Source organism: Quatrionicoccus australiensis, assembly GCF_020510525.1.
GTDB classification, from domain to species: domain Bacteria; phylum Pseudomonadota; class Gammaproteobacteria; order Burkholderiales; family Rhodocyclaceae; genus Azonexus; species Azonexus australiensis_B.
In genome coordinates this window covers 1,268,519-1,290,170 of record NZ_CP075188.1, presented here as the reverse complement: position 1 = coordinate 1,290,170, position 21,652 = coordinate 1,268,519, and the positions used below count along the sequence as shown (strand labels likewise).

Here is a 21,652-nt window from a genome sequence, read left to right as displayed (position 1 = left end):
TTTAGCAAAAGAGACTACCCTGGCATCCTCCCGCGAATTATCAAGCTTTCTCGAATCCGTCGAACGCCGCGCGTTCAAACAAGCCATGTTTGCTGTTCATGACGAAGACGCCGCTCTGGATATTGTTCAGGACAGCATGCTCAAGCTCGCCGAAAAATACGGTGACCGACCGGCCGAAGAGTTTCCCATGCTCTTCCAGCGCATCCTGCAGAACACCATCCGCGACTTTTATCGCCGCAGCAAGGTTCGATCGATGTGGACCACCCTGCTCTCGGCTTTCTCGCGGGACGATGACGAGGACCACGACCCCCTGGAAACACTGGCGGCAGATGAAGACGCCGGCGGCACACGCACCCCGGAAAGCCAGCTGCTGCAAGCCCAGACCCTCAACGCCATCGACGACGAAATAAAAAAACTGCCCACGCGCCAACGCGAAGCCTTCCTCATGCGTTACTGGGAGGACATGGATGTAGCCGAAACCGCAGCAGCGATGGGCTGCTCAGAAGGCAGCGTCAAAACCCATTGCTCGCGCGCCACGCATGCGCTGGCAGCCGCCCTGACGGCAAAGGGGATCAAGTTATGACGAATGAAGACCGTTACGCCTACCGTGTGCGCCAGGCGCTGAACCACGGCCTGAAGGAAATCCCCGCCCCCGCAGCCCGACGCCTTGAAGCAGCCCGTCATCTGGCACTATCCAGGCAAAAACAGGGTGCCACCGAACTGGCGCTAGCAGGGCGACATGCGCCCTCACTCCGCTTGGGCCCGAATATCCCCTACTTGAAACAAGCCCTGGCAATTGCGGCACTGCTGCTGGGCATGTGGATTTCCTTTTACTGGCATAGCGTCGAGTACGTCACCGAACTGGAGGAAGTCGACAGCTCCTTGCTTTCCGACGACCTGCCTCCCGAAGCCTTTTTGGACAATGATTTCTTCGAATGGTTAAAAGACGACTCGCCGGAGGAGTAATCCTCTGCTTTGCACTGGCCACGCCTCTTGTTGCCGAAACGCCGACAACCATCATCATCGGTACGCCGCCACAACCCGATTGGACACAATTGAACGCTCAGCAAAAAAACATCCTGACGCCGCTCGCAGGCGACTGGGACAAGATGGAGAACGTTCGCCGGAAGAAATGGCTGGGCATTGCCGAGCGCTATCCGAACATGGCACCCAACGAACAGGGTCGCGTTCAGTTGCGCATGCGCGAGTGGGCGAACCTGACGCCGGAACAACGGGCCAAGGCCAGGGACACCTACAAGGACTTCAACCAGCTTCCAGCCGAGCAGAAAAAAATCGTCAAGCAAAAATGGGAGGCGTACTCCAGCTTGCCAACGGAAGACAAGCAGCGAATTCGCGAAAACAGCAAATCATCCAGGCGGTTGGCCGTTCCCGCACAGGAAGCAAGCAAGTCGCCGTCCGGCGAGCCAGCATCCCAAGCGACGGCAGCAGAAGCCACCAGCGAAGCAGGTAAGCAATAATGCCCAGCCAAATCGCCAGTCTCGGCCGTCGCCTGACCTGTCTGCTGTATGAAAGCCTGGTCGTATTCTCCATCCTGCTGATCGGCTTCCTGATCCCGCAATCGGTATTCTTTGCCTTTGGCCTGCAACTTGGCGGCAAAGTACTCATGTTGCACATCTGGCTGTTGCTGATGTTTTATTTCGTCTGGTCCTGGCTGAATGGCAGGCAAACATTGCCAATGAAGACCTGGAAGCTCGCCCTGAGCACGGCCGACGGCAGCAGCCTGCGCCCGACCCAGGCCCTGCTCCGCTACCTGGCGGCCTGGCCGAGCATTGGCTGTTTCGGCATCGGCATTATCTGGGCGGTATTTGACAAGGATAAACAGTTCCTGCACGACCGGATCGCAGGCACCCGCATCATCTCGACAAACGGCTGATCAGCGCCGCTCCACCCACCAGAGCATGCCGGTGGCCGCCAGCAGGAACAAGGCCGAAGGCGCAGTGGCACTGGCAAAAGGCGGCCAGGAGTTGATGATGCCCAGATTGGAAAAAAGGCCATTCAGGGCGTAGAACAGCATACCCATCATCACCCCGGCGAAGATCTTCAGGCTCACTCCGCCAACCCGGCTATGCGAATAGCCGAAAGGCAGGGCAAGCGCCACCATCACCAGGGTTGCCAGCGGATAAACCAGCTTCTTCCAGATGGCAATTTCGTAGCGTTCGGTCTTCTGGTGATTTTCCAGCAGATGCCGCGTGTAATTGAACAGCCCATACAATGACATGCGTTCCGGTGCAACCATCAAAACCGACAACAAATCCGGGTTGACCGCTGAATTCCATTCGCTGCCGGGCAAACGCTCGACACGCGAGGTATCGCCCTCCAGTACCGTTCTGACGACCGTCTTGAGCAACCAGTGTCCGGGCGGAACAAAACTGGCCTCCTCGGCATCGGTGACTGACTCCAGCGCACCAGCATCGTCAAACTTGTAGATTCTGACTCCCTGCAGCCTGGCATCCGGCGTCGCCTGACGAATATTGACGAAGCTGCGCCCGTCCTTGACCCACAAACCCGACTCGAATCCCTGCTGGGCAATAACTTCGCTCATCGCCCGCGCCTTCATTTCCTGGGCAACACGCTCGGAAAAGGGCACCAGGGCTTCGCCGACCAGAAAGATCAGCAGGGCGAGCAGGCCGGCCACCCGGAACAGCGTCATCAGCAAATCCCGCGTCGCCAGCCCGGAGGCGCGCAGCACGGTAATTTCGGAATGGCGCGCCAGCGTCGACAAGGCGTAAAGCGTCCCGATCAGGGCAGCAATCGGAATCAACTCATACACCAGCCCAGGCAGACTGAGAGCGACAAAAAACATTGCCTGATAAAGCTGGTAGCCATTCTTGCCGATACTGCGCAATTCGTTGATCAGGTCAAAAAAGGCAAAAAGGGAAATAAAGGCAAGCAGCACGAGAAAGATCGCAGCAAAGATCTCGCGCATCAAATACCGCTGGTACAGATCAAGCCGGAACATCAGACAATTCTCCGCTGCCAGGGCAATCGCAAGGCGATCCGCCGGTAAAAGAGCAACAGCAGCGGCAACAGCATCAGCGCATGCACCGCCCAGACGCCAATCCAGAAGGAGAGCTTGCCCTGGGCCACCCAGGCCTGACTGACCGAGAGCAGGTTGCTGTAGGTTGCATAAATCAGCACGGCAATCAACATGTTGGCTGAACGCCCGGCCCGCGGATTGACATAGGAAAGCGGTATTGCCAACAAGGCAAGGATCAGCGCCGAAAGCGGCATGCCGATTCGCCACAGCAATTCGCCACGCGCCTGATTGCTGTCGTCAAAAATCAGCTCTGTGATCGGCTGGCGGGTTGGCGAACGCTCGGCAGGCGCCGCCTCTTTTTCTTCGGTGCGCACCCGGTAGCGCTCAAATTCCATGACCTTGAACTCCGGGCTGCCCGGCTCGACTTCATAGCGGCGGCCATGCTCGAGCACGACGAAACGATCGCCATTCGCCGCGACTTCCTGATGCCCCGAGTTCGACATCACGACGCCCAGCTTGCCCCCCTGGACAGAAGCAACGAATACATTCCCGACATGGCTTGCATCCTCTGCCAGCGCCTCAACGAAAAAAACACGCAAGCCGTTTTTTGCTTCACGGAATGTTCCGGGTGAAACCTGGGAAACATCACTGCGAGCAGCCATTTTCTGTCGGTATTCAGCGGTGTTGTAATTTGCCCACGGCGAGAGAAAACCCGAAAAAAGCGCAATCGCCAGCACCACCGGCAAGGAAAAACGGAGCACGGGGCGCACCCAGGCTGTCAATGGCAAGCCACTGGAAAACCAGACAACCATCTCGGAGTCACGATAGGCACGCGTCAAAGTGAGCAGAATTGACACAAAAAGCATCAAGGTCAGCAACAGGGGCATCAGATTCAACATTGCCAGCCCGAGCATCGAGGCGACAGCCTCGGGCACGATGCGTCCGCCGACTGCTTCTTTGAGCATGCGGAGCAACAATATGGAAGCCAGGATAGCCAGCAGGGCAACATTGATGCCCACGGCTGCCTGAGCGAACTCGCGGCGTACGGCGCGCTCGAATATCATGCTTTGACGAAACCAAAAAAATACGAGGATAATCCCTCGAATACTGATATTTCCCTGAACAGGAGCAGCCTGTGGAATTTAGCATAAAAAGCGGTAGCCCGGAAAAACAACGCAGCGCCTGCGTCGTTGTCGGCGTTTTTGAACCGAGAAAGCCGACGCTTTCGGCGGAATTGCTCGACAAAGCTGCCAATGGCTACATTTCCGACATCATCCGGCGCGGTGACATGGAAGGCAAAGCCGGCAGCACCCTGCTCCTGCACAACGTTCCCGGCACACTCTGCGACCGCGTCCTGCTGGTCGGTCTGGGCAAGGAAAAGGATTTCCGCGAGAAGGAATTCATCAACGCGGCACGTCTTGCGATCAAGACACTCAATGAAACCGGCGCTTTTGACGCCACGATCTTCCTGACCGAACTTGCCGTCAAGAAACGCAGCATCGCCTGGCGCGTGCGCCAGACGGCAATGATTGCGCAGGATGTCACCTACAAGTTCGACCAGTTCAAGAGCAAGAAGGACGAAGTCCGCCGCCCCCTGCGCAAACTGACCATCGGCGTCGAACGGCGCAACGAACTGGGTCTCGCCGAAGAAGCCCTCAACCAGGGGCTGGCGATCGCCGAAGGTGTCACCCTGGCCAGAAATCTTGGCAACCTGCCGCCCAATGTCTGCCACCCGACCTATCTGGCCGAACAGGCGCGCAGCATGGCCGCCGAATTCACGCTCGATTGCGAGATTCTCGAACGTGCCGACATGGAAGCCCTGGGCATGCACTCGCTGCTGTCAGTGGCCCGCGGCTCGCATCAACCCCCAAAATTGATCGTGCTCAGCCACAGGGGTGGCAAAAGCACCGAAAAGCCGCTGGTTCTGGTCGGCAAGGGCGTCACTTTTGATACCGGCGGCATTTCGCTGAAACCGGGCGCCGACATGGATGAAATGAAATACGACATGTGCGGTGCAGCCAGCGTGCTCGGCGCGATGCAGGCCGCAGCCCGGATGGCCTTGCCGATCAATCTGACCGTGATCGTTCCCGCCACTGAAAACATGCCCGGCGGCAATGCCAGCCGCCCCGGCGACATCGTCAGCTCGATGTCCGGCCAGACCATCGAGATTCTCAACACCGACGCCGAAGGTCGTCTGATCCTGTGCGATGCCCTGACCTACGCCGAACGTTTCGAACCCGACACCGTGATAGACGTCGCCACCCTGACCGGCGCCTGCGTCGTTGCCCTCGGCGATGTCGCCAGCGGCCTGTTCGCCAACAAGGACGGACTGGCCCGCGACCTGCTCGACGCCGGCGAAGAAGCCCATGACCGCGCCTGGCATATGCCGCTCTGGGATGACTACCAGGATCAGCTGAAAAGCCCGTTTGCCGACATGGCCAACATCGGCGGCCGCCTGGCCGGCGCCGTCACGGCCGCCTGCTTCCTGTCCCGCTTCACCAAGAAATTCGAGTGGGCTCACCTCGATATCGCCGGTACCGCATGGAAGTCTGGCAGCAACAAGGGGGCAACCGGCCGCTCGGTGCCGCTGCTCACGCATTACCTGTTGCAACGCGCCGGCAAACTCAATTGACCCAGGTCTTTTTCTATCACGGCGCGGCGGACAGGATCGCCGCCGCCTGCGCCCTGCTCGGCGGCGCCTATGCCAAGAAAAAGCCGATGCTGGTGTTTGCGCCGGAAAAAGAGGTCGCCGGCAGCGTCGACCGTATGCTGTGGACGCACCCGGCACTCGGCTTCGTTCCGCACTGCCGTGCCGACTCGCCGTTGGCGGCGGAAACGCCGATCCTGATCGCTGACTCGCTGGAGAGCATCGCCCAGGACGAACGCCTGATGAATCTCAGCCAGGTTATTCCGCCCGGATTCTCGCGCTTTGCCAGCCTGATTGAAGTCGTCGGCCAGGATGATGCCGACCGTGAAGCCGCCCGCGACCGCGTCAAGTTCTACAAGGACCGCGGCTACGAAGTGCGTTACTTCGATCTCAGCGAGCGCTAGGAGAACCGGTGCCCAGCCCCATCATTGCCCGCGCCGACGCCCTGATGCAAAAGCGTCGCCAGAACCTCGCCGGCGCGGACGAGGTCCCCGTCCTGATCGATGCCCTCGACGACGAAGACATCCCCATCCTGCTCCTGGTCGATACGCCAGCGCCCGCAGCAGAACCGGCAGAAAGCGCCGACACACCCAATCAGCTTGACGACGCCACCCCACCGACACCGGAAGCAGCGCCCGAAGTGATTACGGCGCCAGCCCCGGATGCCGACCTGGACGAACACCTCGTACGCGAACTGAGCCGGCGCATCGAAGCTCGCCTGAGCGCCGAACTGCCGGCCATCATCGCCGCCACCGTGCGCGACTTTCTGGCCGAACATAACAGCAGAAAAGACCTGTAAACACGCTCAGACCTGTTTGCAGCCGACCATGACCATGAGCAAACCATCGCCGTCCGGCCTCGCCGGGCGAACCGGATTTCCCTTTACGCTGCCCGGCGTTCTGCTGGTGGTGGCGATTTATACGCTGATCCACGCCACGACCCGCTGGCTGGCCTCGGGCAATCTCGGCGAAGACGATCCGCTCGACAATCTTCTGGTCCAGACACTCGCTCCCGGCTACAGCATCGAACACGGTCCGCTTTATGACTGGCTGCTCTGGTTGCTGCAGCACCTCCTCGGCACTGGTCTGGTCAGTTTTCTGGCACTCAAATATTCACTGCTGACGGCTATCGCCGGCTTTGTCTTCCTGATCACCCAGCGCCTCACCCGAAGCGCCTTATGGGCCTTCATTGCGGTCGAATCGCTGGCCTCGGTTTACCAGATCTTCTGGCGTCTGCACGAAGGCTTCACGCACCGGGTCGGCGCCATGGCGCTGGCACTGGCGACCTTGTGGGCCATGCTGCGCCTGCTGGAGCATGGCACCTGGCGCAATTACCTGCTTTTTGCCATGTTGACCGGTCTGGGCCTGCTGACCGAGCCGAGCTTTGCCTGCTTCCTGATCGCGCTGCTGCTCGCCGGCACGATGCAAGCAGCCATTCGCCAGCGCCTGTTCTCGTGGCAAATGCTGGCCGTCACCCCGCTCACACTACTGATCGTCGCCCCTTACCTGCTCTGGCTGCTGGCTGAACCGCAACGCCTGCATACGCTGCTCGCCACGTATCGCCCCGATTTCACCAGCCATACCCTGAGCAGGCTATTGGGCAGCGTGCGCGACGCCGCCACCTTCCCCATTCTGGTGCTCGCGCCCTACATCCTGATCCTGCCGGCAGTATTCCCCTCCCTTCTGAAAAACATCTTCACGCAGACCGCATTTCGCCCGACCCGGACGGTCGACCATGATCCCAAGCTGTTTCTTGTGCATATCCTGCTTTTCGAGCTGGCCGGCATCATGCTCGTCAATGGCCTGGTTTATTCGCGCGCCGGCTACGCCGTGCACAGCATCCTGCCCATGCTCGTCATGGCCATTCCCTGGCTGACCGCCAAGGCTCAGGAGACACAACCCTCGGCACGGCGGATCAAGGTGTTCATGGCCATTCTGCTCGCCTTCACGGCGACCGCTTATGGCGTGCGCTCGGGCAATCTTTTCGTGCAGGAACCTTTCTGCTCGCGCTGCCGCTGGGGCATTCCGTATACCGAACTGGCGCAGGAAATCCGCGCCCAGGGCTTTACGGAGGGCACTCTGATCAGCAACAACGTGCAGATCGCCGGCAACCTGCGCCGTTTCTTCCCGGAATCGCGCATTTTGCTGACCGGCCAGGACAACCCGCCCCCCGACCGCAACAAGCAGATTGCGCTTGTCTGGGGCGTTTCCGACCAGGACATTGCGCTGCCGGCGAGTTTCAAGACCCTGCTCCCGAGTAGCCAGAATGCCACCAATGCCCGGTTGATTGCAGCCCCCTGGCATCACCTGTGGAAACCGAGCGGCTATCGACAAGCCACCTGGGGCGTCCTGTTGATCGAACCGGGTGCGCCACAGGATCAGTGAGGCGGTCGACCGGGTATAATTGCCGGTTTTCCCCTACGCCGACACCCCCATGGAACTCGCCAAAGCCTTTGAACCAGCCGATATCGAACGCCGCTGGTACCCCGAATGGGAATCCCGCAACTACTTCGCTGCCGGCGTAGACAGCAGCAAGGCCCCGGACGAAAATTTCTGCATCCTGCTGCCGCCGCCCAACGTCACCGGCACGCTGCATATGGGCCATGGCTTCAACCAGACGATCATGGACGCGCTGACCCGCTACTACCGGATGCGCGGCCACAACACGCTGTGGCAGCCGGGTACCGACCACGCCGGTATCGCGACGCAGATCGTTGTCGAGCGCCAGTTGGATGCGCAAGGTATTTCGCGCCATGACCTCGGCCGCGAGAAGTTCCTGGAAAAGGTCTGGGAATGGAAGGAATACTCCGGCAACACCATCACCAAGCAGATGCGCCGCATGGGCACCAGCCCGGACTGGAAGCGCGAACGCTTCACGATGGATGCCGGTCTCAACAAGGTCGTTACCGAAACCTTCGTCCGCCTCTTTAACGAAGGCCTGATCTACCGCGGCAAGCGCCTGGTGAACTGGGACCCGAAGCTGAACACCGCCGTCTCCGACCTCGAAGTCGTGCAGGAGGAAGAAGACGGCTTCATGTGGCACATCCGCTATCCGCTGGCCGATGGCAGCGATAGCCTGGTGGTCGCCACGACGCGTCCGGAAACCATGCTCGGCGACACCGCCGTGATGGTGCATCCGGAAGACGAGCGCTACAAGCACATGATCGGCAAGATGGTGAAACTGCCGCTGACCGGTCGCGAAATCCCGATCATCGCCGACAGCTACGTCGATCTCGAGTTCGGCACGGGCTGCGTCAAGGTCACGCCGGCGCATGACTTCAACGACTATGCCGTTGGTCAGCGCCACGGTTTGCCGATGATTTCCATCCTGACCCTGGATGCGAAGATCAACGATGAAGCCCCGGAAAAATACCGCGGCCTCGACCGCTTCGACGCCCGCAAGGCCGTTGTTGCCGACCTCGAGGAACAAGGCATCCTGATCAAGGTCGACAAGCACAAGCTCAAGGTGCCGCGCGGCGACCGGACCAATGTCGTCATCGAGCCGATGCTCACCGATCAGTGGTTCGTCGCCATGTCCAAGCCGGGCGAAGACGGCAAGTCGATCACCGAGAAGGCGCTCGACGTCGTGCATTCTGGCGAGATCAAGTTCTACCCGGAAAACTGGGTCAATACCTACAACCAGTGGCTGAACAACATCCAGGACTGGTGTATTTCGCGCCAACTCTGGTGGGGCCACCAGATTCCGGCCTGGTACGGCGACAACGGCGAGATTTTTGTCGCCCACAGCGAAGAAGAAGCCCGCGCCGAAGCGGCCAAACAAGGCTACAGCGGCGCCCTCAAGCGTGACGACGACGTCCTCGACACCTGGTTCTCCTCCGCCCTGTGGCCGTTCTCGACCCTGGACTGGACCGGCGACGCGGCACTCGACGCGGCCAACCCGATATTGCAGCAATATCTGCCGTCGACCGTGCTGGTCACGGGTTTTGACATCATCTTCTTCTGGGTCGCGCGCATGGTCATGATGACCAAGCAGATCACCGGCCAGATCCCGTTCAAGCACGTTTATGTGCATGGCCTGATCCGCGACGGCGAAGGTCAGAAGATGTCGAAGTCCAAGGGCAACGTGCTCGACCCGATCGACCTGATCGACGGCATCGACCTCGAAAAGCTGATCGAAAAGCGCACCACCGGCCTGATGAATCCGAAACAGGCGGAAAGCATCGCCAAGAAGACCAAGAAGGAATTCCCGGAAGGCATCGCCGCCTTCGGCACCGACGCGCTGCGCTTCACCTTCGCCTCGCTCGCCAGCCCGGGCCGCGACATCAAGTTCGACCTCGGCCGTTGCGACGGTTACCGCAATTTCTGCAACAAGCTGTGGAACGCGACGCGCTTCGTGCTGATGAATGTCGAAGGCCACGACCTCGCCCTCGATCACCAGCAAGGCGCCGGCAACGGCGAATGCGCAGCGGTCGACGGCGAAAAACGCCTCAAATTCAGTTTTGCCGACCGCTGGATCGTCAGCCAGCTGCAGCGCGTCGAACAGGAAGTCGAACGCCACTTCACCGACTACCGTTTCGACCTGATCGCCCAGGCCATCTACAAGTTCGTCTGGGACGAGTTCTGCGACTGGTACCTGGAAATCGCCAAGGTCGAGATCCAGACCGGCGACGAAGCGCAGCAGCGCGGCGCCCGCCGCACCCTGATCCGTACGCTGGAAGCCGTGCTGCGCCTGGCGCATCCGCTGATTCCCTTCATCACCGAAGAACTGTGGCAGACCGTCGCCCCGATCGCCGGGCGCAAGACGCACGACTCGATCATGCTCGCCGCCTACCCGCGCGCCGACCTCGCCCGCCTCGACCAGGCCTCCGAAGCCAAGGTCGAGCGCCTCAAAGCCCTCGCCTACGCCTGCCGCAACCTGCGCGGCGAGATGAACGTCTCGCCCGCCCTGCGCATGCCGCTGCTGGTTGCCGGCGGCGGCGACGAGATGGCCGACTTCGCGCCCATCCTGCAAGCTCTGGGTAAGCTGTCCGAGGTACAACTGGTGGACGACATGCCGGCTGATGCCATGGCGCCGGTCGCCGTGGTTGGCGAAACCCGGCTCATGCTCAAGGTCGAGATCGACGTCGCCGCCGAAAAGGTTCGCCTGGCCAAGGAAATCGAGAAGCTGGAAAAGCAGATTGCTATCGCCCAGGGCAAGCTGGACAACGAAGGCTTCGTCGCGCGCGCCCCGGCTGCCGTGATCGATCAGGAAAAGCAGCGGGTGGCCGACTTCACGGCGACGCTGGAAAAACTCAAGCCGCAGCTTGCCAAGCTCGGCTAAACGCAAAGGAAATCCATGTCCGAAGACAAACGCGGCATTCTCGCCAAGTTCTTTTTCACCGTGATGCTGTTCTGCGCCGTCGTCTGGATCTGGGCGGTCGGCATCATCATGGCCTGGCCATGGGACAAGGACGGCGACTGGAAGCCGGAATTCCGCGTTGCCGCCGTTTGTGCCGAGAATGAAATCTGCAGCATTCCCTACGGTCAACTCGCCCAGGCCAGGGAAAAAGCTCTGTACAGCACGCTGGCAATTCCCGGCGATGCCGGCGAAGTCATGGAAAAGGACGGCTGGATCCAGTGGAAGAAGGTCAACGACCTGATCGAACTGAAATTCTCCTCCTGGCACTTCCAGACCGTCATCCGCTACAAGCTGGAAAACGAGGTACCGGTCCTCGTCGAGTCGCAGGATGTCACGGTCAAGGCGCTGTATTACGCCCTGGCCGGCGCCGGCCTGACCCTGCTCGGCTTCTGGCTGCGCAAGTTCCGCAAGTAAATTGCGAAGAGGTTTTCCGGCCGCCCGGCCGGAAAACCCGTCGGCCAGCGGTCGACACCACAAAAAACCCGAAAATCAGACCAGTTCGACCGGCATCAGGCCGCGCAGGGCATTGCCCAGCCAGAATCCATTCTTGAGATCGGCCGGATAAAGCACCGCCTCGCACGCCTTGCCCCTGGCCAGCAACTCGGCACGCAAGACGCCGGGCAAGGCACCGCTCGCCAGCGGTGGCGTCAGCAGCATGCCGTCGCGCTCGACAAAGACATTGCTGCGTGCGCCCTCCGCCACTTCGCCGCGCTCGTTGAGGAAAACCAGGTCGAAAACCGGTGAACCGGCCGGCAAGCCGGCCAAGGCAGCATCGTAGAGATGGCGCGCCGTCGTCTTGTGGCGGCGCAAGGGATCGTTCGATTCGATACGTTCAGTCGCCAGCGCAGCCTGGCGCAGCACCGGCGGCACCGCATCGAGCGGGAAGGACTGGACGACGATTGCGCCCGCCTTGTCCAGCGTCAGGCGCACGCGCCAGGTGCCGCTGCGCGGCTGTGCCCCAAGCTCCCGGAACAGCGCCTGCTCATCCAACGGAAAACCCAGCCATTCGGTGGAACGGCGCAGACGCGCAAGATGACCGGTCCACATCGGATAAATGCCGTTTTCCCGGCGCAGGGTTTCGATCAGTTGCAGGCCCGGATCGCAATCGCGCAGGAAGCCTGCCTTCAGCTGGCATTCGCGCCATTCGGCAGCCGGCTCGGAATCGGCGACGATGCCGCTGCCGATGCCGAGCTTGCCGCTACCGTCAGCCGTCAGTTCGAGCGTGCGGATCGCCACGTTGAGGCGGAAGTCGCCATCCGGCGCCAGCCAGCCGAGCGCACCGGTGTACAGGCCGCGCGGCCCGTTTTCCAGTTCATTCGCGATCTGCATGGCGCGGATCTTCGGCGCGCCGGTAATCGAACCGCAGGGAAACAGCGCCGGCAGGATGTCGGCGAAACTGCGCCCGGCAACGTCGGCCGAGACTTCCGACACCATCTGCCAGACGCTCGGGTAATCCTCGACCTCGAACAGCTTGTCGACATGGACGCTGCCGTTGCTTGCAACGCGGCCGAGGTCGTTGCGCAGCAAATCGACGATCATCAGGTTCTCGGCGCAATCCTTGGCCGAATTGCGCAGCGTTTCGGGCGGCGCACTGCGCGGCGCCGTGCCCTTCATCGGCCGGGTCAGCAGGCGGTCGCCGCGCCGCTCGAGAAACAGCTCGGGCGACAGGCTGACCACGGCTTGCGTCGCATCGCCGACGAAGCCGCCGTAACGCACCGGCTGACGCTGGCGCAGGCGGGCATAAAGCGCCAGTGGCGAGCCGAACCAGTCGAAATGCAGCGGAAAGGTGAAATTGACCTGGTAGCAATCGCCGTCGGAAATGTAGCGTTTTATCCGGTCGACCGCTGCGCAGTACTGTTTTTCATCGAGCGCCGGCCGGCAGCCGCCGATCCCGGCCGCAGCCTCGTCCTGTTGGCGCAGCAACCAGGCATCGGCTGCTGCGGCATCCAGCCGGCGACACTCGGCGAAGCGCCAGAAGCGGGCGAGCGGACGTTCCGGCCCCGATTGCCCGCCGGGCGGTGCTGAACGGGGTTCGAGCACATGCCCGAGCTCGTAGTCGAGCGCCATCACCGTCCAGCCCGGTTCGGCCTGCAGGCGAGCCAGTACCGCGCTCAGGCTGGGCGCATCGTGCGCGCTCAGGCAATCGATCGGGGCGGAGAAAAGCCAAGCGGCGGGTTCGCCCGAGGGCGCCCGCCGATCTTCAAAAAATGCGTGGAACGGGGTACTTATTTGCGCTTCAGGAAAAACTCGAAGACGCGATTTTCTTCGCTCTGCGCCAGCAACTCGTTACCGGTCTGCTTGGCAAAAGCGGGAAAATCCTTGAGCGAGCCGGCATCGGTGGACAGCACGCGCAAGACCTGACCGGTTTCCATCTCGGCCAGCGCCTTCTTGGTGCGCAGGATGGGCAGCGGGCAATTCAAGCCTTTTACATCGAGATCGCGATCAAATTCCATGGTCGATAGGCCAGTTAAACAAGACGAGGGATTTTACCCTTAATTGCGTTTTTCCTTGAGTTCCTCAAGGCGACGCTGTTTCAACTCGCGCAGACGGGAATCGATGACCGACATTTCATAGAAATTGCCGTCGCCGGCCTGCTGCGCGAACAGCAACTGATTCACCGCAGTCTCCGTCTGCCCCTGCAGCGCAAAAGCCTCGGCCAGCGCCAGGTGCTGCTGCGCCCGCCGGCCGAGACCGGCGTAGCTCTCGGCCCGCAGACGATGCAGGCGAATATCCTGGGCGTAATTCTGCAACTGGTTTTCGGCAAAACGCAGGGAATCGGCAAAGCGCCGTGCCTTGACCAAAGCGTCGCCGTAACCGTAAACCAGCGCCAGATTCATCGGAAAACGCACCATCGCGTCGCGATAGACCTTCAGTCCGCCGTCGATATCGCCGCTCGCGATGCGCGTTTCGGCAAACTGGCGTTCGAGCATGGCCGAGGAAATCTTCCCCTGACGCGCCGCCCGCAGTTCGCGCTCGGCCCCCACCCAGTCACGGGCGCGGAACAGCGCGCAGGACAGGCCGTAGCGCGTCGCCGCCTCGGAGGTGTATTTACCTTCCCGCAACAAGGTCGCGAAATCCTTGATCGCTTCGGCAGGAATCCCCTGCAAGGCGCGCAAACGCGCCCGCACCAGGAGGAAATCGACGCTGTCGGCAACCTGCCGGTAACTCGCCGCCTGCTCGCGGTTTTGCATGTCGGTGAGACGTTCACCGGTGAGCGGGTGGGTGCGCAGGTAGGCCGTCGCATTGTTCTCGTACAGGCGAACCGCCTGCTGCAGGCGCACGAAGAAATCCGACATGCCACGCACTTCATAGCCCGCCTTGCGCATGATCTCGAAACCCTGACGATCCGCCTCGCGCTCGAAATCCCGCGAATAGGCGAGTTGCGCCGACAGGCTCCCGGCCTGCGCCGTGACGATCGCCGCTCCCGCCACCTGGCCGTTCGAGCGTGCCGCGAGCAGGGCGAGCCCCATCGCCACCATCGAGGCGATGCCGAGCTGCTTGGACTGGTAGAGCTGACGGGCGATGTGGCGCTGTGTGACGTGCGAGATTTCGTGCGCCAGGACGCCGGCCAGTTCCGACTCGCTCTGCGCCGAAAGGATCAGGCCGCTATGCACGCCGATGAAGCCACCCGGCATCGCAAAGGCGTTGATGCTCGGATCGTTGATCCCGAAGAAATAGAAACCCATGCCGGGATCATTGCTGAAGGCGACCAGGCGGGCGCCGAGCTGGTTGAGATAGGCCTCAACATCCGGATCGTCGAGGTAGGTGGCTTCGCGCCAGCGAATTTCATGCATGATCTGCTGCCCGATTTTTTTCTCGGTTGCCAGCGACAATTCGTTGCTCGCGACATCGCCGAGCTCCGGCAGATCGTCGGCCCGCAAGGGCTGGACGACCAGGGACAAGGCCAGGAGGCCGGCGGCAAAACGCTGCAAAACAGGCATGGTGCTATGATAACGCAGCCGTTCCGGGCCTTTCCGGGCGGAATCGTAACCAATCGTGACCATCGTGACCCAGAACCCCCTCACCCATTTCGACAGCACCGGCCAGGCCCACATGGTCGACGTCGGCAGCAAGGCCGAAACCGCCCGCGTTGCCCGTGCCGGCGGCAGCATTTTCATGCAGCCGGCGACGCTGGCACTGATCCGCGACGGCTCGGCCCAGAAAGGCGATGTTATCGGCATCGCCCGCATCGCCGCCATCCAGGCCTCGAAACGCACCGGCGACCTGATCCCGCTCTGCCATCCGATCGCCCTGACCCGCGTTGCGGTCGACTTCGTCGTCGATGAAGCGAAAAACGCCGTGCATTGCGAAGTCATTGCCGAATGCCACGGCAAGACCGGCGTCGAAATGGAAGCCCTGACCGCCGCCAGTGTCGGCCTGCTGACCATCTACGACATGTGCAAGGCGGTCGACCGCGGCATGCGTATCGAAAATATCCGGCTGCTCGAGAAGTCCGGCGGCAAGTCCGGGCATTGGCTGGCCGAATAAACCTTTTCCGGAAACGACATGCAAGAACTCCGCCGTACATGGCTCAAGGGCGGCAGCGCCATGCTGCTCTCGCCCCTGCTTGGCAGCAGCCTGCTCCTGCCGCAGACCGCCCGCGCCGCCGACTGGAATCGCCCGGCCTTCACCGCCCGCACCATCAACGAAGCGCTGAAGGCCTATGGCGCCCCCGCCACCGGCGAGGCACGCGACATCCAGATCACCGCCCCGGAAATTTCCGAAAATGGCGCCAAGGTCGATATCGAGATCAGCAGCAACCTCGCCAACACGCGCAGCCTTGCTGTCTTCGCCGACAAGAACCCGCTGCCGCTGTGCGCTGCCCTTGATTTTTCCGGCCCGGTCCTGCCCTATGCCAAGCTGCAACTGAAACTGGCCGAAAGCACCCGGATCCGTGTCGTCGCCAAAACAGCCGATGGCAAGACCCACGTCGCCTGGCGCGACATCAAGGTCACCCTCGGTGGCTGCGGAGCATGACAATGGCTGAGCAGATCAAGATCCGCGCACTACTTCAGGGCGAAATCGCCGAAATCCGCATCCTGATGCAGCATCCGATGGAAACCGGGCAACGCCGCAACGAGCAGGGACAACTGCTGCCCAGCCATTTCATCCAGAACTTTACGGTCAACCTCAATGGCAAACCGATTATCGACGGTCAGCTCAACACCTCGGTATCGAAGAATCCGCTATTCACGTTCCGCAGCCGCGGGATCAAGGCAGGTGACAAGCTGAGCGTGGCGTGGACCGACAATCTGGGCGAAAAGCGACAGGATGAAGTGACCGTTGGCTGATTGCCGACAATTCCTGCGCCACCCAAATGAAAAAAGCCCGTCTGAATTCAGACGGGCTTTATAAATTACGGCTATCCGTTGCTCAGACGCTCTGGATATTGGATGCCTGCTTGCCCTTGGGGCCTTGCACGACATCGAAGGAAACTTTTTGGCCTTCCTTCAGAGTCTTGAAACCATTCATGTTGATGGCGGAGAAATGTGCGAAGAGGTCTTCGCTGCCATCATCAGGAGTGATAAAACCAAAGCCCTTGGAATCATTGAACCACTTGACAGTACCGATTGCCATGTTTGCAACTTTCATACAAAAAACGAACAAATTTACGGGTCTCCCCGACTCCCTGTTTGAACTCAGTGACCCGGTGCATTGCGGCAACCTTGACACAGTTTGAAGCCAAACACGATTGCTTTCTACGCGAGTTGAAATATGCCGTCAACAAGTATCGATGCGGCAGCGCAGCAAAAGTCAGGCAAGAGAATTGCTTTGATTTATCATCAGGAAGGATGTCCCCTGATCATTTTTCCCGGTTGCACATTGGACCGAACTGTTTAGAATCGAACGCATGGCTACGAAGTTTAAGGAAGACGGGCTGCTTGAGGCACAACGCACCAAGCCGCAACCGCCGAAAATGTACAAGGTGATGTTGTTGAACGACGATTTCACGCCGATGGATTTCGTCATTACCGTTCTTCAACGTTTTTTTTCTCTCGATACTGAACAAGCGACGCGAATCATGCTCAAAGTTCATAACGAAGGTCGTGGTGTCTGCGGAATCTTTTCCCGCGACGTCGCTGCGACCAAGGTTGAACAGGTGAGCGCATTTGCCCGCCAGCATCAACATCCGCTTGCTTGCATCATGGAGGAAAACTGATGATTGCCCAGGAACTCGAAGTCAGCCTGCACATGGCCTTTGTCGAGGCGCGTCAAAAACGCCACGAGTTCATTACCGTCGAGCACCTGCTGCTCGCGCTGATCGACAATCCGTCGGCCGCCGATGCGCTGCGTTCCTGCGGCGCCAAGCCTGATGCATTGCGCAAGGACCTGACCAACTTCATCATCGAGCACACGCCGACCGTTTCCGGCGAGGATGACATCGATACCCAGCCGACGCTTGGCTTCCAGCGCGTCATCCAGCGCGCCATCCTGCACGTGCAATCGTCCGGCAAGAAGGAAGTCAATGGCGCCAACGTACTGGTTGCGATCTACGGCGAGAAGGATTCGCACGCCGTTTATTTCCTGCAGAAGCAGGGCATCACGCGCCTTGATGTGGTGAATTACATTTCGCACGGCATCAGCAAGGTGCCGCAGCCGAAGACCACGACCGAGGGCGAGGCTGAGCACGAAGGCGAACAGCAGCAGGCCGGCCCGCTCGAGCAATACACGATCAACCTGAATGCGCTGGCGCTGCAGGGCAAGATCGACCCGCTGATCGGCCGCGACAAGGAGCTGGAGCGCGTCATCCAGACACTGTGCCGCCGGCGCAAGAACAATCCGCTGCTGGTCGGCGAAGCCGGCGTCGGCAAAACGGCGATCGCCGAAGGTCTGGCGCGCAAGATCGTTGAATGCGACGTACCTGAAATCCTTGCCAAGGCCAATGTCTACTCGCTGGACATGGGCTCGCTGCTGGCCGGCACCAAGTATCGCGGCGATTTCGAGCAACGCCTGAAAGGTGTCCTCAAGGCGCTGCAGGAAAATCCGCACGCCATCCTGTTCATTGACGAAATCCATACCCTGATCGGCGCCGGCGCCGCCTCGGGCGGCACGCTCGATGCCTCCAACCTGCTCAAGCCGGCGCTTTCTTCCGGCCAGCTGAAGTGCATCGGCGCGACGACCTACACCGAATTCCGCGGCATTTTTGAGAAGGATGGCGCGCTGTCCCGCCGCTTCCAGAAAATCGATGTCAACGAACCCTCGGTGGCCGAAACCATTGAAATCCTCAAGGGCCTGAAAGCCCGCTTCGAGGCACACCACGGCATCAAGTACTCGGCCACGGCATTAACGTCGGCAGTCGAGCTGTCGGCACGCTACATCACCGACCGGCACCTGCCGGACAAGGCGATCGATGTCATCGACGAAGCCGGTGCCGCACAGCGCATCCTGCCCAAATCGAAGCAGAAGAAGGTCATCAACAAGACCGACATCGAGGAAATCATCGCCAAGATCGCCCGCATTCCGTCGCAGCATGTGACGCTCGATGATCGCGGCGCCCTGAAGAACCTCGATCGCGACCTGAAGGCGGTCGTCTTCGGCCAGGACAAGGCCATCGACGCGCTGGCCAAGGCGATCAAGATGGCCCGCTCCGGCCTCGGCAATCCGGGCAAGCCGATCGGCTCCTTCCTGTTCAGCGGCCCGACCGGCGTCGGCAAGACCGAAGTCGCCAAGCAACTGGCTTACTGCCTGGGCATCGAGCTGACCCGCTTCGACATGTCCGAGTACATGGAACGCCATGCCGTTTCCCGCCTGATCGGCGCCCCGCCGGGCTATGTCGGCTTCGAACAGGGCGGCCTGCTCACCGAGGCGGTTACCAAGAAGCCTTACTGCGTGCTGCTGCTCGACGAAATCGAGAAGGCGCATCCGGACATCTACAACATCCTGTTGCAGGTCATGGATCACGGCACGCTGACCGACAACAACGGACGCAAGGCCGACTTCCGCAACGTGGTCATCATCATGACGACCAATGCCGGCGCTGCCGACCTGCAAAAGTCGAGCATGGGCTTCACCAACTCGAAGCAGACCGGCGACGAAATGGCCGAGATCAAGCGCCAGTTCACGCCCGAGTTCCGCAACCGTCTGGATGCGACGATTTCCTTCGGGCCGCTTGAACGCGAGGTCATCCTGCGCGTGGTCGACAAGTTCCTGATGCAGCTTGAAGAGCAGTTGCACGAGAAGAAGGTCGACGCCCACTTCACCGACAAGGTCAAGGAGATGCTCGCCGACAAGGGCTTCGACCCGCTGATGGGCGCCCGTCCGATGGCACGTTTGATCCAGGACACCATCCGCTCGGCGCTGGCCGATGAGCTGTTGTTCGGCAAACTGGCCAGTGGCGGTCACGTAACGGTCGACCTCGATAAAGAAGGCAAAATCAGGCTCGACTTCGAGGAAGAAAAGAGCGAAGCCGTCGTCTGACGATTGCCAGTTCCCCCGAAAGCCGTGCAAGATTGCACGGCTTTTTTATTTCCGGAGACAAAACCATGAGCTTCAAGACCCCCGACCTGTGCGATGAATTCGAAGGCGAAATCGGCAAGAGCCTGCGCATCGTGGCCCCGATGTTCCAGCGCTACGGCGCCCGCACTGCATTTTGTGGCGAGATCGTCACCCTGAAAATTTTCGAGGACAACTCGCTGGTCCGCACCGCCTTTGCCGAAGATGGCAAAGGCAAGGTCCTGGTCATCGATGGCGGCGGCTCGCTGCGCTGTGCCCTGGTCGGCGACCAACTCGCCATCCTGGCCCAGAAGAACGGTTGGGAAGGCGTCGTGGTTTACGGCTGCATCCGCGACTCGGGCGACATCAATGGTATCGATATCGGCGTGCGCGCCCTCAACACGCATCCGCAAAAGAGCATCAAGAAAAACGTCGGCGATCGCGACATCGCCGTCACCTTCGGTGGCGTCACCTTCAATCCCGGCGAATGGCTCTATGCCGACGAAGACGGCGTGCTGGTCAGCAGTCGCCCGCTCAACTGAGCAGGCCATCAGAAACGGCGCCACGCGGCGCCGTTTTTACGTCTGCGCAGCGCAAAGAAAGACGAAGGCGCAAGCTCCCCGGCAACAAGGTGCACGACAATCGGCCCAAGCCGGACGATTTGTTCCCGCTGCGATGCGGCACTGCGACAGGTTTTCATTTCACAAAAACAAATAGCTTTTCATATTGTGAAATCACGTATTCAAGCAACTGATTCTAAACAATAAAAAATTGTCTTATGTCTTATATAAGACTGTTGCTGCCCTGCAAGAAAAAACCTATACTTCTTCCATCGATCGGCGCTTCGGCAAGTTCTCCAGAGCGACATCGAGTCACCCAACAACAGCCAACTTTCGAGGAACAGACATGAGCACTCGCGAACAGCAAATCGCCGAACTGGAAAAAGACTGGGCAACCAACCCCCGCTGGAAGGGCATCAAGCGCGGCTACACCGCTGCTGACGTCGTCCGTCTGCGTGGCTCCTTCCAGGTTGAACACACTCTGGCCCGTCGCGGTGCCGAAAAGCTGTGGGATCTGGTCAACAACACCCCCTACGTCAACTGCCTGGGCGCCCTGACCGGCGGTCAAGCCGTTCAGCAAGCCAAGGCCGGCATCAAGGCCATCTACCTGTCCGGCTGGCAAGTTGCTGCCGACAACAACGAGTACGCCGCCATGTACCCGGACCAGTCGCTGTATCCGGTTGACTCCGTGCCGAAGGTTGTCGAGCGCATCAACAATGCCTTCAACCGCGCCGACGAAATCCAGTGGTCGAAGAACATCAACGCTGGCGATGCCGGCCACGTCGAATACCACCTGCCGATCGTCGCCGACGCTGAAGCCGGTTTCGGCGGCGTGCTGAACGCCTACGAACTGATGAAGGCCATGATCCGCGCTGGCGCTGCCGGCGTGCATTGGGAAGACCAGCTGGCTTCCGTCAAGAAGTGCGGCCACATGGGCGGCAAGGTTCTGGTTCCGACCACCGAAGCCGTGCAGAAGCTGATCGCTGCCCGTATGGCTGCCGACGTCTATGGCGTGCCGACCCTGGTGATCGCTCGTACCGATGCCGAAGCTGCTGACCTGCTGACCTCCGACTACGACGAAAACGACAAGCCGTTCCTGACCGGCGAGCGCACTGCCGAAGGCTTCTACAAGACCAAGAAGGGTCTGGACCAGGCCATCTCCCGCGCCATCGCTTACGCCGACTACGCCGACCTGGTGTGGTGCGAAACCGGCACGCCGGATCTGGAATTTGCCCGCAAGTTCGCCGAAGCCGTACATAAGGTTCACCCGGGCAAGATGCTGGCCTACAACTGTTCGCCTTCCTTCAACTGGAAGAAGAACCTCGACGACGCCACCATTGCCAAGTTCCAGAAGGAACTGGGCGCCATGGGCTACAAGTACCAGTTCATCACCCTGGCTGGCATTCACAACATGTGGTACCACATGTTCGATCTGGCCCAGGACTACGCCAAGCGCGGCATGTCGGCCTACGTCGAGAAGGTTCAGGAGCCGGAATTCGCTGCCCGCGACCGTGGCTACACCTTCGTGTCGCACCAGCAGGAAGTCGGTACCGGTTACTTCGACGATGTCACCACCGTGATCCAGGGTGGCAAGTCTTCCGTGACCGCCCTGACCGGCTCGACCGAAGAAGAACAGTTCCACTAAGAACTCAGCGC

Annotated in this window: 23 protein-coding genes; 17 read left to right on the top strand and 6 right to left on the bottom strand. The window is 60.4% G+C overall.

From position 1 onward, the window contains the following. Positions 1–19 precede the first annotated feature (19 nt). From KI612_RS06210 to KI612_RS06195, 4 genes are read left to right on the top strand one after another with little or no spacing between them, the layout of a single operon-like run. Positions 20–583: an RNA polymerase sigma factor gene (locus KI612_RS06210; protein ID WP_226444160.1), complete on the top strand. Its 564-nt coding sequence runs from the start codon at positions 20–22 to the stop codon at positions 581–583. Continuing rightward, positions 580–966: a DUF3619 family protein gene (locus tag KI612_RS06205; RefSeq protein ID WP_226442949.1), complete on the top strand. Its 387-nt coding sequence runs from the start codon at positions 580–582 to the stop codon at positions 964–966. Before KI612_RS06210 ends, KI612_RS06205 begins: the two co-directional genes overlap by 4 nt. Further along, positions 936–1,478 (top strand): DUF3106 domain-containing protein, encoded by a 543-nt coding sequence (locus tag KI612_RS06200; RefSeq protein ID WP_226442948.1) that lies wholly within the window; start codon positions 936–938, stop codon positions 1,476–1,478. Before KI612_RS06205 ends, KI612_RS06200 begins: the two co-directional genes overlap by 31 nt. Beyond that, positions 1,478–1,894, top strand: coding sequence for an RDD family protein (locus KI612_RS06195; RefSeq protein ID WP_226442947.1), 417 nt, complete (start codon positions 1,478–1,480; stop codon positions 1,892–1,894). The genes KI612_RS06200 and KI612_RS06195 overlap by 1 nt, the downstream gene beginning before the upstream one ends. Here KI612_RS06195 and lptG read toward each other — a convergent pair whose 3' ends face one another. Further along, on the bottom strand, positions 1,895–2,980 hold the full coding sequence (lptG, locus tag KI612_RS06190; RefSeq protein WP_226442946.1) for an LPS export ABC transporter permease LptG: 1,086 nt from the start codon (positions 2,978–2,980) through the stop codon (positions 1,895–1,897). It abuts the gene before it with no gap. Next, positions 2,980–4,062, bottom strand: a complete 1,083-nt coding sequence (lptF, locus tag KI612_RS06185) for an LPS export ABC transporter permease LptF (protein ID WP_226442945.1) — start codon at positions 4,060–4,062, stop codon at positions 2,980–2,982. Before lptF ends, lptG begins: the two co-directional genes overlap by 1 nt. Before the next feature lie 71 nt (positions 4,063–4,133). Between lptF and KI612_RS06180 the strand changes: the two genes are divergently transcribed. The 6 genes from KI612_RS06180 to KI612_RS06155 are packed head-to-tail and all read left to right on the top strand — an operon-like array spanning position 4,134 to position 11,417. Further along, entirely contained in the window at positions 4,134–5,630 is a 1,497-nt protein-coding gene (locus KI612_RS06180) for a leucyl aminopeptidase (protein WP_226442944.1), read from the top strand. Continuing rightward, entirely contained in the window at positions 5,627–6,049 is a 423-nt protein-coding gene (locus KI612_RS06175) for a DNA polymerase III subunit chi (protein WP_226442943.1), read from the top strand. The genes KI612_RS06180 and KI612_RS06175 overlap by 4 nt, the downstream gene beginning before the upstream one ends. An 8-nt stretch (positions 6,050–6,057) precedes the next feature. Continuing rightward, positions 6,058–6,444: a hypothetical protein gene (locus KI612_RS06170; RefSeq protein WP_226442942.1), complete on the top strand. Its 387-nt coding sequence runs from the start codon at positions 6,058–6,060 to the stop codon at positions 6,442–6,444. Positions 6,445–6,478: 34 nt separating this feature from the next. After that, positions 6,479–8,029 carry a glycosyltransferase family 39 protein gene (locus KI612_RS06165; RefSeq protein ID WP_226442941.1) on the top strand — a complete coding sequence of 517 codons (1,551 nt, stop codon included), beginning with the start codon at positions 6,479–6,481 and terminating at the stop codon, positions 8,027–8,029. A gap of 49 nt (positions 8,030–8,078) precedes the next feature. Then, entirely contained in the window at positions 8,079–10,925 is a 2,847-nt protein-coding gene (locus KI612_RS06160; RefSeq protein WP_226442940.1) for a valine--tRNA ligase, read from the top strand. A gap of 15 nt (positions 10,926–10,940) precedes the next feature. Next, entirely contained in the window at positions 10,941–11,417 is a 477-nt protein-coding gene (locus KI612_RS06155) for a hypothetical protein (RefSeq protein WP_226442939.1), read from the top strand. A 75-nt stretch (positions 11,418–11,492) separates the two neighbouring features. Here the strand turns inward: KI612_RS06155 and pabB are convergent, their stop codons facing one another. The 3 genes from pabB to KI612_RS06140 form a co-directional block, all read right to left on the bottom strand. After that, on the bottom strand, positions 11,493–13,070 hold the full coding sequence (gene pabB / locus KI612_RS06150) for an aminodeoxychorismate synthase component I (protein WP_226442938.1): 1,578 nt from the start codon (positions 13,068–13,070) through the stop codon (positions 11,493–11,495). 158 nt (positions 13,071–13,228) lie between these two features. After that, positions 13,229–13,456 (bottom strand): sulfurtransferase TusA family protein, encoded by a 228-nt coding sequence (locus KI612_RS06145; RefSeq protein WP_226442937.1) that lies wholly within the window; start codon positions 13,454–13,456, stop codon positions 13,229–13,231. A gap of 39 nt (positions 13,457–13,495) precedes the next feature. Further along, positions 13,496–14,944, bottom strand: a complete 1,449-nt coding sequence (locus KI612_RS06140) for a beta-barrel assembly-enhancing protease (protein WP_226442936.1) — start codon at positions 14,942–14,944, stop codon at positions 13,496–13,498. A 112-nt stretch (positions 14,945–15,056) separates the two neighbouring features. On the opposite strand from KI612_RS06140, the gene moaC reads away from it, so the two are divergent. From moaC to soxZ, 3 genes are read left to right on the top strand one after another with little or no spacing between them, the layout of a single operon-like run. Next, positions 15,057–15,491 (top strand): cyclic pyranopterin monophosphate synthase MoaC, encoded by a 435-nt coding sequence (gene moaC, locus KI612_RS06135; RefSeq protein ID WP_404818096.1) that lies wholly within the window; start codon positions 15,057–15,059, stop codon positions 15,489–15,491. Between the two features lie 18 nt (positions 15,492–15,509). Beyond that, positions 15,510–15,980 (top strand): thiosulfate oxidation carrier protein SoxY, encoded by a 471-nt coding sequence (gene soxY, locus KI612_RS06130; RefSeq protein ID WP_226442934.1) that lies wholly within the window; start codon positions 15,510–15,512, stop codon positions 15,978–15,980. 2 nt (positions 15,981–15,982) lie between these two features. After that, a complete protein-coding gene (gene soxZ, locus KI612_RS06125; RefSeq protein WP_226442933.1) occupies positions 15,983–16,294 on the top strand; it encodes a thiosulfate oxidation carrier complex protein SoxZ in 312 nt (103 codons plus the stop codon). 82 nt (positions 16,295–16,376) lie between these two features. On the opposite strand, the gene KI612_RS06120 is transcribed toward soxZ, so the two are convergent. Further along, the gene (locus tag KI612_RS06120; RefSeq protein WP_226442932.1) at positions 16,377–16,580 is read right to left on the bottom strand and encodes a cold-shock protein; all 204 of its coding nucleotides are present in this window, start codon (positions 16,578–16,580) and stop codon (positions 16,377–16,379) included. 274 nt (positions 16,581–16,854) lie between these two features. Here KI612_RS06120 and clpS point away from each other — a divergent pair, with 274 nt between their 5' ends. From clpS to aceA, 4 genes are all read left to right on the top strand, one after another. Further along, a complete protein-coding gene (gene clpS, locus KI612_RS06115; RefSeq protein ID WP_226442931.1) occupies positions 16,855–17,163 on the top strand; it encodes an ATP-dependent Clp protease adapter ClpS in 309 nt (102 codons plus the stop codon). Continuing rightward, positions 17,163–19,421 (top strand): ATP-dependent Clp protease ATP-binding subunit ClpA, encoded by a 2,259-nt coding sequence (gene clpA, locus KI612_RS06110; protein WP_226442930.1) that lies wholly within the window; start codon positions 17,163–17,165, stop codon positions 19,419–19,421. Before clpS ends, clpA begins: the two co-directional genes overlap by 1 nt. Positions 19,422–19,486: 65 nt before the next feature. Continuing rightward, positions 19,487–19,978, top strand: a complete 492-nt coding sequence (rraA, locus tag KI612_RS06105; protein ID WP_226442929.1) for a ribonuclease E activity regulator RraA — start codon at positions 19,487–19,489, stop codon at positions 19,976–19,978. A gap of 364 nt (positions 19,979–20,342) precedes the next feature. Next, complete coding sequence (gene aceA, locus KI612_RS06100) at positions 20,343–21,641, top strand: isocitrate lyase (protein WP_226442928.1); 1,299 nt, start codon at positions 20,343–20,345, stop codon at positions 21,639–21,641. Positions 21,642–21,652 lie beyond the last annotated feature (11 nt).

What these genes read in the sequence shown, in the direction of transcription:
- KI612_RS06120 (WP_226442932.1), bottom strand. Translation starts at nt 16,580, where the DNA reads ATGGCAATCGGTACTGTCAAGTGGTTCAATGATTCCAAGGGCTTTGGT.
- lptF (WP_226442945.1), bottom strand. Translation starts at nt 4,062, where the DNA reads ATGATATTCGAGCGCGCCGTACGCCGCGAGTTCGCTCAGGCAGCCGTG.
- clpA (WP_226442930.1), top strand. Translation starts at nt 17,163, where the DNA reads ATGATTGCCCAGGAACTCGAAGTCAGCCTGCACATGGCCTTTGTCGAG.
- KI612_RS06195 (WP_226442947.1), top strand. Translation starts at nt 1,478, where the DNA reads ATGCCCAGCCAAATCGCCAGTCTCGGCCGTCGCCTGACCTGTCTGCTG.
- soxZ (WP_226442933.1), top strand. Translation starts at nt 15,983, where the DNA reads ATGGCTGAGCAGATCAAGATCCGCGCACTACTTCAGGGCGAAATCGCC.
- pabB (WP_226442938.1), bottom strand. Translation starts at nt 13,070, where the DNA reads ATGGCGCTCGACTACGAGCTCGGGCATGTGCTCGAACCCCGTTCAGCA.
- KI612_RS06145 (WP_226442937.1), bottom strand. Translation starts at nt 13,456, where the DNA reads ATGGAATTTGATCGCGATCTCGATGTAAAAGGCTTGAATTGCCCGCTG.
- rraA (WP_226442929.1), top strand. Translation starts at nt 19,487, where the DNA reads ATGAGCTTCAAGACCCCCGACCTGTGCGATGAATTCGAAGGCGAAATC.
- KI612_RS06140 (WP_226442936.1), bottom strand. Translation starts at nt 14,944, where the DNA reads ATGCCTGTTTTGCAGCGTTTTGCCGCCGGCCTCCTGGCCTTGTCCCTG.
- KI612_RS06200 (WP_226442948.1), top strand. Translation starts at nt 936, where the DNA reads ATGGTTAAAAGACGACTCGCCGGAGGAGTAATCCTCTGCTTTGCACTG.
- aceA (WP_226442928.1), top strand. Translation starts at nt 20,343, where the DNA reads ATGAGCACTCGCGAACAGCAAATCGCCGAACTGGAAAAAGACTGGGCA.
- KI612_RS06205 (WP_226442949.1), top strand. Translation starts at nt 580, where the DNA reads ATGACGAATGAAGACCGTTACGCCTACCGTGTGCGCCAGGCGCTGAAC.
- KI612_RS06155 (WP_226442939.1), top strand. Translation starts at nt 10,941, where the DNA reads ATGTCCGAAGACAAACGCGGCATTCTCGCCAAGTTCTTTTTCACCGTG.
- soxY (WP_226442934.1), top strand. Translation starts at nt 15,510, where the DNA reads ATGCAAGAACTCCGCCGTACATGGCTCAAGGGCGGCAGCGCCATGCTG.
- lptG (WP_226442946.1), bottom strand. Translation starts at nt 2,980, where the DNA reads ATGTTCCGGCTTGATCTGTACCAGCGGTATTTGATGCGCGAGATCTTT.
- clpS (WP_226442931.1), top strand. Translation starts at nt 16,855, where the DNA reads ATGGCTACGAAGTTTAAGGAAGACGGGCTGCTTGAGGCACAACGCACC.
- KI612_RS06160 (WP_226442940.1), top strand. Translation starts at nt 8,079, where the DNA reads ATGGAACTCGCCAAAGCCTTTGAACCAGCCGATATCGAACGCCGCTGG.
- moaC (WP_404818096.1), top strand. Translation starts at nt 15,057, where the DNA reads ATGGTCGACGTCGGCAGCAAGGCCGAAACCGCCCGCGTTGCCCGTGCC.
- KI612_RS06165 (WP_226442941.1), top strand. Translation starts at nt 6,479, where the DNA reads ATGAGCAAACCATCGCCGTCCGGCCTCGCCGGGCGAACCGGATTTCCC.